Origin of the sequence: Croceimicrobium hydrocarbonivorans (assembly GCF_014524565.1) — a bacterium.
GTDB lineage: Bacteria > Bacteroidota > Bacteroidia > Flavobacteriales > Schleiferiaceae > Croceimicrobium > Croceimicrobium hydrocarbonivorans.
Window position 1 is genome coordinate 3,455,618 of the sequence record NZ_CP060139.1, and the last position, 13,556, is coordinate 3,469,173.

Annotated in this window: 13 protein-coding genes; 8 read left to right on the top strand and 5 right to left on the bottom strand. The window is 43.4% G+C overall.

The genetic code is table 11. From position 1 onward, the window contains the following. Positions 1-10: 10 nt before the first annotated feature. On the bottom strand, positions 11-1,951 hold the full coding sequence (gene thrS / locus H4K34_RS15465; protein WP_210758291.1) for a threonine--tRNA ligase: 1,941 nt from the start codon (positions 1,949-1,951) through the stop codon (positions 11-13). A gap of 56 nt (positions 1,952-2,007) precedes the next feature. After that, entirely contained in the window at positions 2,008-2,436 is a 429-nt protein-coding gene (locus tag H4K34_RS15470; RefSeq protein ID WP_210758292.1) for a DUF1801 domain-containing protein, read from the bottom strand. Positions 2,437-2,506: 70 nt separating this feature from the next. On the opposite strand from H4K34_RS15470, the gene H4K34_RS15475 reads away from it, so the two are divergent. From H4K34_RS15475 to H4K34_RS15510, 8 genes are all read left to right on the top strand, one after another. Next, positions 2,507-2,938, top strand: coding sequence for a PaaI family thioesterase (locus H4K34_RS15475; protein ID WP_210758293.1), 432 nt, complete (start codon positions 2,507-2,509; stop codon positions 2,936-2,938). A gap of 2 nt (positions 2,939-2,940) precedes the next feature. Beyond that, a complete protein-coding gene (locus H4K34_RS15480; protein WP_210758294.1) occupies positions 2,941-3,918 on the top strand; it encodes a chorismate-binding protein in 978 nt (325 codons plus the stop codon). Then, the gene (menD, locus tag H4K34_RS15485) at positions 3,911-5,587 is read left to right on the top strand and encodes a 2-succinyl-5-enolpyruvyl-6-hydroxy-3-cyclohexene-1-carboxylic-acid synthase (RefSeq protein ID WP_210758295.1); all 1,677 of its coding nucleotides are present in this window, start codon (positions 3,911-3,913) and stop codon (positions 5,585-5,587) included. Before H4K34_RS15480 ends, menD begins: the two co-directional genes overlap by 8 nt. Beyond that, entirely contained in the window at positions 5,588-6,091 is a 504-nt protein-coding gene (locus tag H4K34_RS15490) for a PH domain-containing protein (protein ID WP_210758296.1), read from the top strand. It begins immediately after the preceding gene. Next, on the top strand, positions 6,084-7,589 hold the full coding sequence (locus H4K34_RS15495; RefSeq protein WP_210758297.1) for a PH domain-containing protein: 1,506 nt from the start codon (positions 6,084-6,086) through the stop codon (positions 7,587-7,589). The genes H4K34_RS15490 and H4K34_RS15495 overlap by 8 nt, the downstream gene beginning before the upstream one ends. 34 nt (positions 7,590-7,623) lie before the next feature. Further along, complete coding sequence (menA, locus tag H4K34_RS15500) at positions 7,624-8,523, top strand: 1,4-dihydroxy-2-naphthoate octaprenyltransferase (RefSeq protein WP_210758298.1); 900 nt, start codon at positions 7,624-7,626, stop codon at positions 8,521-8,523. After that, positions 8,520-9,566 carry an o-succinylbenzoate synthase gene (locus tag H4K34_RS15505; protein ID WP_210758299.1) on the top strand — a complete coding sequence of 349 codons (1,047 nt, stop codon included), beginning with the start codon at positions 8,520-8,522 and terminating at the stop codon, positions 9,564-9,566. The genes menA and H4K34_RS15505 overlap by 4 nt, the downstream gene beginning before the upstream one ends. Before the next feature lie 164 nt (positions 9,567-9,730). Next, the gene (locus H4K34_RS15510; RefSeq protein ID WP_210758300.1) at positions 9,731-10,738 is read left to right on the top strand and encodes an AMP-binding protein; all 1,008 of its coding nucleotides are present in this window, start codon (positions 9,731-9,733) and stop codon (positions 10,736-10,738) included. Here H4K34_RS15510 and H4K34_RS15515 read toward each other — a convergent pair. The 3 genes from H4K34_RS15515 to H4K34_RS15525 are packed head-to-tail and all read right to left on the bottom strand — an operon-like array spanning position 10,719 to position 13,548. Then, a complete protein-coding gene (locus H4K34_RS15515) occupies positions 10,719-11,645 on the bottom strand; it encodes a bile acid:sodium symporter family protein (protein ID WP_210758301.1) in 927 nt (308 codons plus the stop codon). The two genes, H4K34_RS15510 and H4K34_RS15515, sit on opposite strands and share 20 nt — an antisense overlap. A gap of 51 nt (positions 11,646-11,696) precedes the next feature. Next, entirely contained in the window at positions 11,697-12,188 is a 492-nt protein-coding gene (locus tag H4K34_RS15520; protein ID WP_210758302.1) for a YkgJ family cysteine cluster protein, read from the bottom strand. Then, positions 12,178-13,548: a sugar transferase gene (locus H4K34_RS15525; RefSeq protein ID WP_210758303.1), complete on the bottom strand. Its 1,371-nt coding sequence runs from the start codon at positions 13,546-13,548 to the stop codon at positions 12,178-12,180. Before H4K34_RS15525 ends, H4K34_RS15520 begins: the two co-directional genes overlap by 11 nt. Between the last annotated feature and the right edge of the window lie 8 nt (positions 13,549-13,556).

A 13,556-nucleotide genomic window follows, 5' to 3' on the forward strand; every position in this document is an offset into this window, starting at 1 on the left:
TTCTCTTTAGTTATACTTCAAATTCACCTATTTCATCGTTGATCTGTGCGTCTACATGTTCTACAAAAGCTTGTAAGGACATGCTGCCTAGATCTTCTCCGCCGTGTTTCCGCACGGAGACTGTGTTTTCCGCCGCTTCTTTCTCCCCAACAATTAACATATATGGGATTTTGGAAACTTCAGCGTCTCGAATTTTACGGCCAGTTTTTTCAGCACGCTCGTCAACGAGGGCGCGAAGGTCGTAATTTTTAAGCAATCCTGAAACTTTCTGCGCATAATCCAGGTATTTATCCGAAATCGGAAGAATAGCTATCTGGGTGGGCATCAGCCACAAAGGGAAGTTGCCACCGCAGTGTTCCAGTAATACCGCTACGAATCGCTCCATACTTCCAAAAGGGGCACGGTGAATCATAACCGGACGATGGTTCTCATTATCGGAACCCTTATACTCTAATTCAAAGCGCTCTGGTAAATTGTAATCTACCTGAATGGTACCTAATTGCCACTGGCGACCCAGCGCATCTTTTACCATAAAGTCGAGTTTAGGACCGTAGAAGGCAGCTTCGCCATATTCCACTACGTAGTCCAATTCTTTCTCAACTACCGCTTCCTTAATCGCATTTTCAGCTTTTTCCCAATTGCTGTCGCTACCGATATATTTTGAACGATCTTCCTGATCGCGCAAGGAAACCTGAGCGGTATAGCTTTGGAAATCCAAGGTTTTGAAAATGTATAATACCAAGTCAATTACCTTCTTGAACTCATCTTTCAATTGATCCGGAGTACAGAAGATATGCGCATCATCTTGAGTAAAGCCACGTACCCTAGTTAAACCATGTAATTCGCCACTTTGCTCATAACGATATACGGTACCAAATTCTGCAAAACGAATGGGTAAGTCGCGGTAGGAGCGTGGTTGACTTTTATATATCTCGCAGTGATGCGGACAGTTCATGGGTTTTAAGAGGTACTCCTCATTCTCTTCCGGAGTATGAATAGGCTGAAAGCTGTCTTTTCCGTATTTGGCATAATGCCCGCTGGTTACATACAGTTCCTTATTACCAATATGCGGAGTAATAACAGGATCATAACCTGCTGCACGTTGGGCCTTTTTAAGGAACTGCTCCAGGCGCTCGCGTAATTCGGCTCCCTTTGGTAACCACAAGGGTAAACCCTGACCTACCTTTTGAGAAAAAGTAAAGAGTTCTAATTCTTTACCCAGTTTACGGTGGTCACGTTTTTTAGCTTCCTCCAGTAATTCGAGATATTCGGTAAGCATCGAAGCTTTGGGAAAAGAAACACCATAAACCCGGGTTAATTGAGGGTTATGCTCATTTCCACGCCAGTAAGCTCCGGCAACATTCATAATTTTTACCGCTTTAATAAAGCCGGTATTGGGAATATGTCCACCTCTACACAAGTCGGTAAACTCTGCATGATCACAGAAAGTAATGGTGCCATCTTCCAGATTCTCGATCAATTCGGTTTTAAAGGGATTGCCTTCGTACATCGAAAGTGCATCCGCTTTGGAAACCGCCCGCATCTTAAATTCAGATTTCTGACGGGCATTTTCGAGCATGGTTTTCTCCAAATTGGCAAAGTCGCCTTCACCAAATTCATGACCATTAAAATCTACATCATAGTAAAAACCATTGTCGATCGCAGGCCCGATAGTAAGCTTAATGCCGGGATATAATTGTTCCAAGCTTTGGGCTAAAAGGTGGGCAGAGGAGTGCCAAAAAGCCTTTTTACCTTCGGGATTATCCCAGGTATATAGTACCAGGTCGCCACTTCCGGGCAAGGGATCATTAGCCTCTACCGTCGTGCCATTAAAGCTAGCTGAAAGTACATTGCGCGCCAGTCCCTGACTGATGCCTTTTGCTACGTCCATGGCCGAGCTCCCTTCCGGATACTCCTTCTTGCTGCCGTCTGGTAAAGTAATTTCTATCATGATCCCTTCTTTTTTGGGCTGGCAAAGATAGTAAGCTAGGCTTAGAGATAAAGGCTTTAAGCGCCTTCTGGGTACTTTTCTTTCATGAATTGGAAACTTCCGGCAATCAATTCCTTTAAAACCTCTAGATCCACATCCTCCAGTTTATTGATATAGAGACAGGATTTGCCGGTTTTATACTTTCCTAATCGACCCAGAATCTCGCCATAATGGCTAAATCCGCTCATTATATAAAGGGAGAATTTACCCTTGCGGGGCGAAAAGCCTCCACGCATCCAAGTACCACTTTGACCGCTGCTATAAACATAATCGTAATGCCCATAGCCGATAATACTGCCTCCCCACATCCTGGCTTCGGAGCCACTGATGCTTTTAAACAGCTCTAGGAGCGTATAGGATTGTTCTTTCTGCTTTTCATTATCCAGTGAATCAATGAAATCTTCTACCGGAAGGTCATTTTCTTTCGTTTTGAGTTCTTTGGCCATAGCGGATGTTTATGCTTAAAGACGGTGAATTTATGGGATTGACCGTAAATTCGCTGTAGAAAAATGCAGGATGAATAAAGAGGAAGTTCTGGCCCTATTTGCAAAGGGCAATCAAAATACTTTAATGGAAACCTTGAATATTGAGTATACCGATGTTTCCATGGATCCCCCCATGCTAAAAGCTACTATGCCCGTAAATAGCCGAGTGCATCAACCGATGGGTTTATTGCATGGTGGCGCTACTGCTGCTTTAGCGGAAAGTCTAGGTAGCGCTGCTAGCTTCATGTTGATTGATCGCGAGCATGAAGCGGTAGTCGGAATTGAATTAAGCTGTAATCATTTACGTTCCATTCGCGAAGGCATGGTGTATGGCACAGCCCGCATCTTACATCAGGGTAAGAGCACTCACCTTTGGGAAATTGAGGTGCGCGATGCAGAAGATCGTTTGATTTCACATTGTAAGCTCACCAATATGATTTTACAGCGTTCCAAGCTGAAATAGGAATGGGAGATTCCAAAATATTTTTAGCCTATCGGGTACCCGGTGGCAAACTTCAGTTTTATCGAGAAAGCCAGGATTCGCCTCAGCTCTTTCATTTCGTGAATTTTAAGGCTGATTTAGAATTGCAAATGGCGATGGAAGCCTGTGCGCCCTATGATTTTCAGGCTTGGCATTTCCATTCAGATCAAGAAGCTCCCAGCAAAGAATCGCAACTGACTTTATTGGATCAATCGATTCAAGCCCTGCAAAATGGGGAGGGGGCCAAAGTGGTGATTTCCCGATTGTACCCGGCTCAAACTAAATGGAGTCCAATCCAAGTTTTGGAGCGGATGGATGCTTTGTATCCTCAAGCGACCGTATATCTGTTTTCGCATCCAGAAGCAGGCACCTGGTTAGGAGCTAGCCCAGAGAATCTTTTAAGTTTAGATGAAGGGAATCTTGAAATTGCCAGTTTGGCGGGAACCCGTAAATGGGAAGAACGAGATACCTTCACTGCCAAGGAAAGGGAAGAACAAGCAATTGTAAGCCGCAGTATTATTGATCTCCTTAAGGCTCAAAACAATATTGAAGCCATTGAAGGTGGGAATACCGAAATAAAGAAGGCCGGAAATTTAGCTCATCTCTATAATGCCATTCAGGCCAAAGCCGGAACGTCTTTTAAGCCCGAAAGCTTTGTGAAGGAACTACATCCAACTCCAGCAGTAGGGGGCAGTCCTAAAGGCTGGGCTATAGATTTTATCCTGAAAAATGAACTTTATGATCGCCGCTTTTATACCGGATATTTCGGTTGGAGCCATTTAGAGCGGTCATCTGCGCAATTTTGGGTAAACTTGCGATGCGCAGAATACAATGGCCTTCATAACTTAAACCTTTATGTGGGTGGAGGTATAACTGCACAAAGCCAGGCCATGGACGAATGGAAGGAAACCGAAGCCAAGGCTCAAACCATCCTCAAAGCGCTTGAAAAGCAAAATGTCTAAAACGTCATCTTTATATAATGCCCGCCTGCTGGCCCATGTTTTAAAAGCTCATGAATGTGAGAATTTAGTGGTCGCTCCGGGTAGTCGTAATGCCCCCTTGATTTATGCTTGCATGGCAGAGGGCTTCGAAACGTATTCCATTCCCGATGAAAGAGCTGCTGCTTTTACGGCCTTGGGAATGGCCCTCGAAAAAGGTAAACCGGCTGCCGTAATCTGCACTAGTGGATCGGCTGCTGCTAATTTTTTACCTGCTGTAACTGAGGCCTATTATCAGAAAGTGCCCTTAGTGGTGATTACCGCCGATCGTCCACAAGAATGGATTGGTCAGGGTGCCGGGCAAACCATTATGCAAGAAGGTATTTATGGTAAGCATATTTTAGGAGAAGCAAACTTGATTCGTGAACCCCAAGACGATCTGGCTCGGCAGTATAATTTGCGCATCAGCCAGGAGGCTTTACTCAATTTACACAAGGGGCCGGTACATATTAATGTGCCATTTGATGAGCCTCTGTATGATGAATATGAGGGCCCTGAAGAGCAATTTCGAATTATTCGTCGCCCAGCTACGGAACGTCATTTAAATGAGGCCGACCTCAGTGAATTAGTTCAAAGCTTTGAGCAGGCAGAACGCCCCATGATCTTGGTGGGGCAGATGAGTCCAGATCCGGCCTTGGAGCAGGCTCTGGCCTTATTGTTGAAAAAACGACCCTTCTTGCTTTTAAGTGAAACGCTTTCCAATCTCAACCATATTCCCGGTGTACATAGTATAGACCGCATGGTTAATACCTTGGGTGAGGAGGAAGCCGCCTTGTTACAGCCCGATTTATTGATCAGTCTGGGCGGGGAAATCGTGAGTAAAATGGTAAAGGCTTATTTGCGTAAATCCGGAGATTTCCCGCATTGGCATTTTACTGAAGATGAGATTTTTAAAGATACCTTTCATAAGCTCACCCTTAATTTGGATTGTAAGGCCAGTTGGTTTTTTCAGCAATTAAGTGAACGCGTGCAAGCCAAAGCCAATCCTTGGGTTCAGAAGGTTTGGGAATTGGAAGAATCCAGAGCTCAATGGCATAAGGACTATCTTAAAAACTGTGAGTATAGTGATCTGAAGGTTTATGCCGAATTGTTGAAACACCTTCCTCAATCTACCGTACTGCACAGCGCCAACAGTGCGGGAATTCGCTATGCTCAATTATTCGATCATCGAGATGATGTGCGCCACTATGCAAATCGGGGTACTAGCGGTATTGATGGCAGTACTTCAACAGCTATCGGACATGCCTTAAATACCGAAGATCCAGTGGTATTGGTTAGTGGTGATGTAGCTTTCCAATACGATAATGCTGCATTTTGGAATGATCGCTTGCCGCAAAACTTAAAGGTTATTGTCATCAATAATCAGGGAGGGAATATCTTCCGCATTATTAAAGGGCCCGATAAAATTGAAGACTTTGAGCGTTTTCAGGAAACCCAACACCAATTAAACTTATCGGCTGTAGCCAAAATGTATGGTATAGCCTATCAAGAAATAGCCAGGGAAGAAGATTTGTCCACCGGAATTGAAGCTTTCTTTGCTTTGGAGGGATTAGCCATTTTGGAAATTAAAACCCCCCGATTGGAAAGTCCAGATGTATTAAAAAACTATTTTCAGTTTCTAAAATCGCACTAGATGCTGCTCGAAAATTTAAATCTTACTCTTGAAGATATTCCTCGCTTAGAGGATCGTGATTTTAAAGGCCTGGAGAGGGATTACCTTTATTATCGCATCACCGGAAGGGTCCTTTTTTTACTATTGATAAGTGGAGTAGGAGCCAGCATTAGCCTTTTCGGAAAAATGCATTTTGGCTATTGGCTATATCCTGTTCTGGGAATCTTGTTTCTGGTTTTGGTTTTGGAAACGGTCGGCTTCAAATACCGGGGCTATTCTATACGCAGTATGGATGTGTCTTTTCGTCGAGGTTGGATTGTTCATCGAATGACTACCGTTCCCTTAAATCGGGTGCAGCATTGCGAATTTAGTCAGGGCCTTTTAGGTCGCTTATTTGATCTGGCTACGGTTAGAGTCTTTACTGCAGGCGGAACATCCAGTGATTTGGATATACGAGGCTTGCGGAAGGAAGATGCCATTAAGGTGCGCGATTATATTACCAAGCTCAGCGCGGAGTATGAATAATCTCGATTTACACGAACCCAAGCGCCAGGCAAGCCTTGGGGTAGCTATTATATTCTTTCAAAACTTAAGACGAGCCATCAACTTTGTACTGGCGGTGGTTGTAGTTAACCTGGGGCGCGATTTTTCGGTGCTGGGAATGGGATATCAGGGCTGGGGTGTAATTATGGCCATTTTCTTTTTAATCTATAGCTACTTCCAATATCTCAAGTTCTACTTCTATGTAAGTGGTGATAATTTCATTATTGAAAAGGGAATACTCAAGCAAGAGAAGATCACCGTGCCCTTTGCTCGGATTCAGAGTGTAAATACCAAACAAAATGTATTACAGCGGATTCTAAACCTGGTAGGTTTAAAGATTGATACCGCCGGTAGTGTGGCCCAGGAAATTAATATCCCTGCCCTTTCTAAGGAATACGCTGCCAGCCTCAGAGAATTCCTAATGCAAAGGCGTTATGAACTTAAAGAGGAAGAAGATACTGAGGCGGTGGAAGCCGAAAAGGATTTGCCCTTAGAGGATCGAGAACCACTATTACGCCTTACGATCAGCGATTTACTGCGTGTTGGACTCACCCAAAATCACCTTCGTTCCGGATTATTACTCTTTGCCATTGTAAATGGTTATATCTGGCAGTTTGAAGATTATTTGATTAAACCTTTTGAGCCTTTCTTTAAGGAAACAGCCAATGCCTTGGTAACCAAATGGGTGATATTATTACCGATGGCTTTTTTAGTCTTTATGGTGATTTCCATTTTATCCTCCTTGATCGTTAGCATTCTGCGGTATTACGATTTCCGCTTTTACTTAGGCAAGGAAGGTTTGGATATTGAATCAGGTCTCTTAAATCGCAATAGCTTTAATGTGCCTTATGAGAAGATTCAGTATTTCTTTTGGGAGTCTAATCCACTACGAAAGATTTTAGGCTACCGAACTTTAAAGGTTAAGCAGGCCGGTACCCAAGGTGTGAATGATCGGAAGTTAATCGGTATCCCGGGCTTAAGAGCCAGAGCCTTGCTTAAAGTGATCCAAACCCATTATCCCAATCGCAAGGGTTCTAAGTACAGTTATTATAGTCCTCATCGCATCCTCTTCATTCAAAGAAGCCTCTTTTTTGGATTGGTACCCGCTTTGATTTTGGCTGCTATATTCTACTTCGAACAGGTAGGATTAATTTTTTACGCTCCCTTGCCTTTCTTTGTGCTTTTAGTAGCTTTTTTAAGCTACCAATATTGGCGTAGCATAAGCCTGAGGGTAAATGCTGATTATTTAGAAATTCGCCGGGGTTATGTTTTCCCAAAACGAATATTAATTCCCAATTACAAGCTTCAAAATTTAGGTTTAAATCAGTCTTTAATTCAGAAGTACCGGGGGATCAGTAGTTTTCAGTTTCATACTGCAGCTGGTACTTTAAGGATGTCACACCTTCCCACCGAGGCTAGTCGGGAGCTCTACGATTACCTGGCCTATTGCATCGAATCCAATAAGGATAAGTGGATGTAATTCTAAGGTCTATATTTGCGTTTCAAAATTTAGGATGTCGGGGTATAAGGTATGGATTGCAGCGGCGAGATTGCGCACGCTGCCATTGGCTTTTGCGAGCATTATTCTGGGTAGCTTACTAGCTTATTCTCAGGGAAGTTTTGATATTTGGGTATTCCTTCTAAGCATTCTTACCACCCTTTGTTATCAGGTCTTATCGAACTACGCCAATGATTATGGTGATGGCGTAAAAGGAACCGATGCCGATCGAATTGGAGAGGCCAGGGCAACAGCCAGTGGCTTAATTTCTGTGGCTGCTATGCGCAAGGCAGTAGTATTATTCAGCATTTTATCGGTATTGTTCGGAACCGCCCTCAGCTTTTATGCTTGTCGCGATTTAGGCATTTATTATCAATTAGCCTTCACCCTATTAGGCTTGTTAGCAACCTGGGCCGCAATTTCTTATACCGTTGGCGATAAGGCCTATGGTTATTCCGGATTAGGAGATGTTTTTGTACTACTCTTTTTTGGAATCGTTGGGGTAGGAGGCTCCTATTATTTACAAGCTGGAACCTGGGATTATAGCGTTTTGCTGCCTGCAGGTAGTTTGGGCTTTTTAGCCATGGCTGTATTGAATTTGAATAATATGCGCGACCGTGAGGGAGATGCCCGCAGCGGTAAAAATACGCTGGCCCTTAAACTGGGAGAAAGGGGAGCCAAGGGCTATCACTTCCTGCTGGTGATCGGCGCTTTTGATATGGCATTTTTATACAATCGTATTCACCCTACGACTAATTGGCAAAACCTTTACTTCTTAACTTTACCCCTGTTATTCCTCAACCTCAAAAAAGTTTTAAAAGCGAGCCGCCCTCTCGACTATGAACCGCTTCTGAAACAAATGGCTCTCACCACTTTGTTTTTTGCTTTGCTGTTCGGCCTGGGTAAAGCCATATGAAGGCTAGCTGGACCAAATATACTCTCGAATTTAAGCGGCCCGCCGGTACTTCCCGGGGAACATTAGGCCAGAAGGATTCTTATTTTATCCGTCTCGAGGGTGATGGTCATAAGGGCTTAGGTGAATGTGGGATTTTAAAAGGCTTGAGTGCCGATGATCGTCCCGACTATGAGTCGAAATTACAGGAGGTTTGTAAGCAGATAGATTCCTATGATCGAGCCTTGAGCTTGATCTCTGAACTTGATGTTTGGCCCAGTATTCAAGCTGGTTTGGAAATGGCCTTATTGGATTTTAAATCCGATGATCATGTTCTTTTTCCCAGTGATTTTACCGACGGATTTGAACGTCAACCTATCAATGGCTTGATATGGATGGGGGAACCCGACTTTATGCTTTCTCAATTAGAGGAGCGCTTGGAGCAGGGTTACCTGGTTATTAAGATGAAGATCGGTGCATTAGATCTGGAACAAGAGATTAAGCTGATTGAAAGAGTTAGAGAGCGTTACGGTCCGCATGAAATCCAATTAAGGGTAGATGCTAATGGAGCTTTTAGCCCTAAAGATGTGATGCCCATTCTGCAGCGTTTAGATGATCTTAGAGTGCATTCTATTGAGCAGCCTATCAAAGCTGGCCAATGGAAAGATCTGGCCAGAATTTGCAAGGAATCGCCACTGCCAATTGCTTTGGATGAGGAATTAATTGGGGTATTTGAAGCGCAGCGCCGGGAAGAAATGCTGGACAAGCTCCAACCGCGCTATATCATATTAAAGCCTTCCTTCCTGGGAGGATTTAAGAAAGCAGAAGAATGGATCGATGAAGCGGAAAAACGCGGTATCGGTTGGTGGGTTACTTCGGCCCTGGAATCTAATTATGGCCTCAGCGCTATATCTCAGTGGAATTATAACCTTTATGGTCATATGGCCTCCGGTTTAGGTACCGGATCTCTCTATACCAATAATTTTGAATCGCCTTTGCATTTGGTACGCGGTACCATTGCTTACGATCCCGAAAAGGAATGGGATCTGAGCAAATTGCAATTTTGATAGGGGCTAAAAATAAAAAGCGCCGTAGGGAAACGGCGCTTTCTAACTAAACAGGGTACTAATGGTTGTTAAACCAATCTATAAGGAACTGTACAAGAGAAACGGAGGCGAGTTGGGCTAGGTTGGGTATAAGGATAAAAAAAAGTCGAAAAATATCTAAAGTCTTGAAAATCAAATTAAAAAACTTTGCATCTCCGACCTATCTTCAAGAAATTGAAGCCTTGCATGCTTGGTTTTTATCCGATCAATCGGAATTTGTGATTAGCAGTTCCGGAACTACGGGGCCAGCGCAAGACATGCACTTTAAGCGAGAGGCTATTTTTGCTTCGGCGCAAATGAGTGTCGACTTCTTTGGCCTAAATAGCCAAAGCCGAATTTTACTCTCCTTGCCTCTGAATAAGATTGGGGGAATGATGCTCGCTATTCGAGCCTTTTTAGCGGATGCGGAAATAGTTGCGGTAGATCCGGTTCGAAATCCATTGGCGCAAATTCCTACAGATTTGAAGATTGATTTTGTTTCGATGGTTCCCAATCAATTTGTTGCTTCTAAAGAATATTGGTCGCAGGTAAAGACCTTTTTAATTGGCGGTGGACCACTATCCAATGCAGTGCTCAGCCTGGTTGATGAAATAAAGCCCACCTGCGAAATTTGGCATAGCTATGCCAGTACCGAAACTTTATCGCATGTAGCTTTAAAATCATTGTATCCCAACAGAGAGGAGGCCTATCAGGCAATGGAAGGTGTGAGCTTTGGCGTGAATGAGGAGCAATGTCTTCAAATTAGTGCGAGTGCATTGGCTTTGGATAAGCTCCAAACTAAGGATATTGTTGAGCTAATCGATGCTCAACATTTCATTTGGAAAGGTCGCAAGGATAATGTGATTTTGAGTGGAGGTCTAAAACTCTATCCAGAGGAAATAGAGAATCAATTAAAATTGGAGGTTCCAGGATTTTTGTGGGGGCAGGAGGATATAGAGCTGGGCCAAAGAATGGTTTGGGTGATGGCGGAATCCGATTATCAGGCTTCTATTCCCAATACTATTAAAAGTCAATTGCAAGGTCCCAATCGCCCCAAGGCAATTCTTTTAGTTCCTAAGCTAGAGTTTACCGCAACGGATAAAATTAAACGCGAAGCCAGCCTTCAAAAGGGCTTTAGCTTGATTGCTCTTTAAGGCCTAATGCTTCGGTAGGCTTCTGAGACCAATAGCCGGCTAAAGCCAAACCGCTTATAATGTGCCAAATGCCCCACCAGGCGGCAACCATGGCCATTCCTCCCAGGCCTTCGAAAAAGGCAAAGATTAAGACCAAGCCTAAGCCTGAATTTTGAATTCCGGTTTCAATGGCCAGGGTTCTGCGATCCCGAGTTTCTAATCCACCTAAAACACCTACCGCATATCCGCTGACTAAGGCAATCAGATTGTGGAAGAAAACCAGGGCCAAAACCAGATGAATATGATCCAAAAAGACCTGGAAGTTGTTCTTGAAGGCAATCAATACAAAGCCTATAAAGAGTAGAATGGATCCGATTCGGAAATAAGGCGCCATTTTTTTGGCTGTCTTAGGAAAGCGATACTGCACCCATAAGCCTATGGCCAGAGGAGCGAGTATAATGAGAAAGACCGTTTTCGAAACATCCCAAAAATCCAATTGTATTTGATTTAATAGGGAAGCGGTGGGCTCATAAAGAGAACCGTAGAGCTTAAAATTAAGGGGAGTCATAATCAAACTCAAAAAGGTCGCCACCGAGGTAAGTCCAACGGATAAGGCGGCATTAGCTCTTCCTAAATGACTCATAAAATTGGAGATATTACCTCCAGGACAGGCAGCAACCAGAATCATTCCCAGAGCAATGCTGGGTTGGGGTTCTAAAATCGTAATTAAAATATAGGTGAGAAAGGGCAGTAGTAAAAACTGACTAAAGAGGCCTAATACGGCGGGCTTGGGATTCTTAAGAATGATTTTAAAATCTTCAAATCGAATCTCCAGCGCGATGCCAAACATGATAATGGCCAGGCAAATATTGAGAAGGAATAATGAATCGGCACTGAAATTCAGCCGAATAGCATCAATGTCTTGCATGGTTGGTGGAATAAAACTCCAAATTAGTCTTTCGCGCTCAGAATGCCAATTTTATTGGGCTTTCAGCTTGCGACTAATTTCAAATACGGCTGGACAGAGGGAGGCGTTCTTCTCAGTTAGATTGAGAATTTGATGCATGCGATTGCGATCGGTATGGGGGTATTCCCGACAAGCTTTTGGTCGAACCTCATAAATACTGCAATAATTATCGGCACCTAAGAAAGGGCAGGGCAGTTGATTCATGACCCAATCACCATCTTCATCCACTTTTACATATTGATCCATAAAATCGCCGGGCTTTAGCCGTAGGTGCTTGGCCATGCGGTCAATATCATTTTGGAGGAGTCGTGGTCCGGCTGTTTTACAGCAATTGGCGCAGCTTAAGCAATCGAATTCAGCGAATACTTCATCATGCGCAGCTGCGAATTCCTGATCCAGAATTTTCGCCTTGCGCTTTTTGAGATCCAAAAATATCTTTCGGGTTTCCTTCTTTTCCTGCTTGGCTTTCGCCTTGAAGGCTTCGAGATCGAATTTATTTTCCACGGCCCTGTAATACGATGATTACCGTATAGATAAGGATTTTTATATCGTTAAGCAAAGACATGTTTTCGATGTAGATCACATCGTACTTTAAGCGCTCAACCATTTCATCTACATTGGAAGCATAGCCAAATTTCACCATCCCCCAGGAGGTAATTCCTGGACGAACTTTTTGCAGATATCTATAGTGTGGGGCATGCTGGGAAATCAATTCCATATAGTACTTACGCTCAGGACGTGGTCCAACTATCGACATATCACCAGTAAGGACATTGTAAAACTGGGGTAGTTCATCCAAGCGATATTTACGCATAATTTTCCCCCATGGGGTGATGCGCTCATCATTCTCGCTGCTTAATTGGGGCCCATTCTCTTCGGCATCAACTACCATAGAGCGGAACTTATACATGTAAAATTCCTTGCCTTGAAAGCCAACCCGCTTTTGCTTGAAGAATACTGGTCCTTTATCACTGATTTTGGTAATCATCATTACCGTAAAATAAAGGGGAGACAAGAGAATTAAAACCAGTGCGGAGGAAACGATATCAAAGATGCGTTTCAATACCATTTGCCAAACCGGCATTAGCTGATGGTTGATTTCTACCAATGGGATTGAACGCATAGATTCCATCCGCACCTTGCCCGAAATAATGTCGTAAGTATCAGGGATCATCTTAATCTTAACGGGCTTTTCTTCGAGGAGGTTGAGTACCTCTTCCATTTTATGATGCTCCGAAGATTCGATGGCGATGATTACTTCTTCAATTTCTTTTTCCTGAATGATATTGGGTAAGGCCTTGTGATTTCCTAAATGCTCCAGATTTTTTTCGAGCAGAAAACGAATATTATTATCGACACTTACAAAGCCCACGAAATTATGTCCGGTCTTTCGATTGCTTTCACTTTCAAGCTTGGCATATAGTTCTGCAGCCTTTTCATTACTACCGATCATAATGCTGTTAAAAGCAATATTACCACTGCGAATACGGTAAGCAGTGCGAGTAGTTAATAGAGTTCTGAAAAGTGCCGTAAAGAAAAAGTGACTGCTGAAATACACTAAGAATCCGCGATAGTAGTCGGTATAGGAGGCCACGCTATCATCCAAAATCAGCGCAAAGAAGATGAAAATACTACCTAGTAAACTAGTGTTGAAAGTGTAGAAAAGGTCTTTTAAGCGCGAACGGCGATAGATATCCCGATAGAAGTCGGTAACATGATAAACCGTGAGCCAGAAGACCGGAATCATTAATAATCCGATATAATAGCTTTGGGTAAATTCCAGATGACTGAGGCCAAATTTCTCCGCTTCAACCACCAGCTTACGGAAAACAAAGAGCGAAGTATAGCTTAGGATAGCTGCCATGCCATCCC

Excerpts from the sequence above, each read along its gene's own strand:
- thrS (WP_210758291.1), bottom strand. The coding sequence starts at position 1,951 with ATGATAGAAATTACTTTACCAGACGGCAGCAAGAAGGAGTATCCGGAA.
- H4K34_RS15470 (WP_210758292.1), bottom strand. The coding sequence starts at position 2,436 with ATGGCCAAAGAACTCAAAACGAAAGAAAATGACCTTCCGGTAGAAGAT.
- H4K34_RS15475 (WP_210758293.1), top strand. The coding sequence starts at position 2,507 with ATGAATAAAGAGGAAGTTCTGGCCCTATTTGCAAAGGGCAATCAAAAT.
- H4K34_RS15480 (WP_210758294.1), top strand. The coding sequence starts at position 2,941 with ATGGGAGATTCCAAAATATTTTTAGCCTATCGGGTACCCGGTGGCAAA.
- menD (WP_210758295.1), top strand. The coding sequence starts at position 3,911 with ATGTCTAAAACGTCATCTTTATATAATGCCCGCCTGCTGGCCCATGTT.
- H4K34_RS15490 (WP_210758296.1), top strand. The coding sequence starts at position 5,588 with ATGCTGCTCGAAAATTTAAATCTTACTCTTGAAGATATTCCTCGCTTA.
- H4K34_RS15495 (WP_210758297.1), top strand. The coding sequence starts at position 6,084 with ATGAATAATCTCGATTTACACGAACCCAAGCGCCAGGCAAGCCTTGGG.
- menA (WP_210758298.1), top strand. The coding sequence starts at position 7,624 with ATGTCGGGGTATAAGGTATGGATTGCAGCGGCGAGATTGCGCACGCTG.
- H4K34_RS15505 (WP_210758299.1), top strand. The coding sequence starts at position 8,520 with ATGAAGGCTAGCTGGACCAAATATACTCTCGAATTTAAGCGGCCCGCC.
- H4K34_RS15515 (WP_210758301.1), bottom strand. The coding sequence starts at position 11,645 with ATGCAAGACATTGATGCTATTCGGCTGAATTTCAGTGCCGATTCATTA.
- H4K34_RS15525 (WP_210758303.1), bottom strand. The coding sequence starts at position 13,548 with ATGGCAGCTATCCTAAGCTATACTTCGCTCTTTGTTTTCCGTAAGCTG.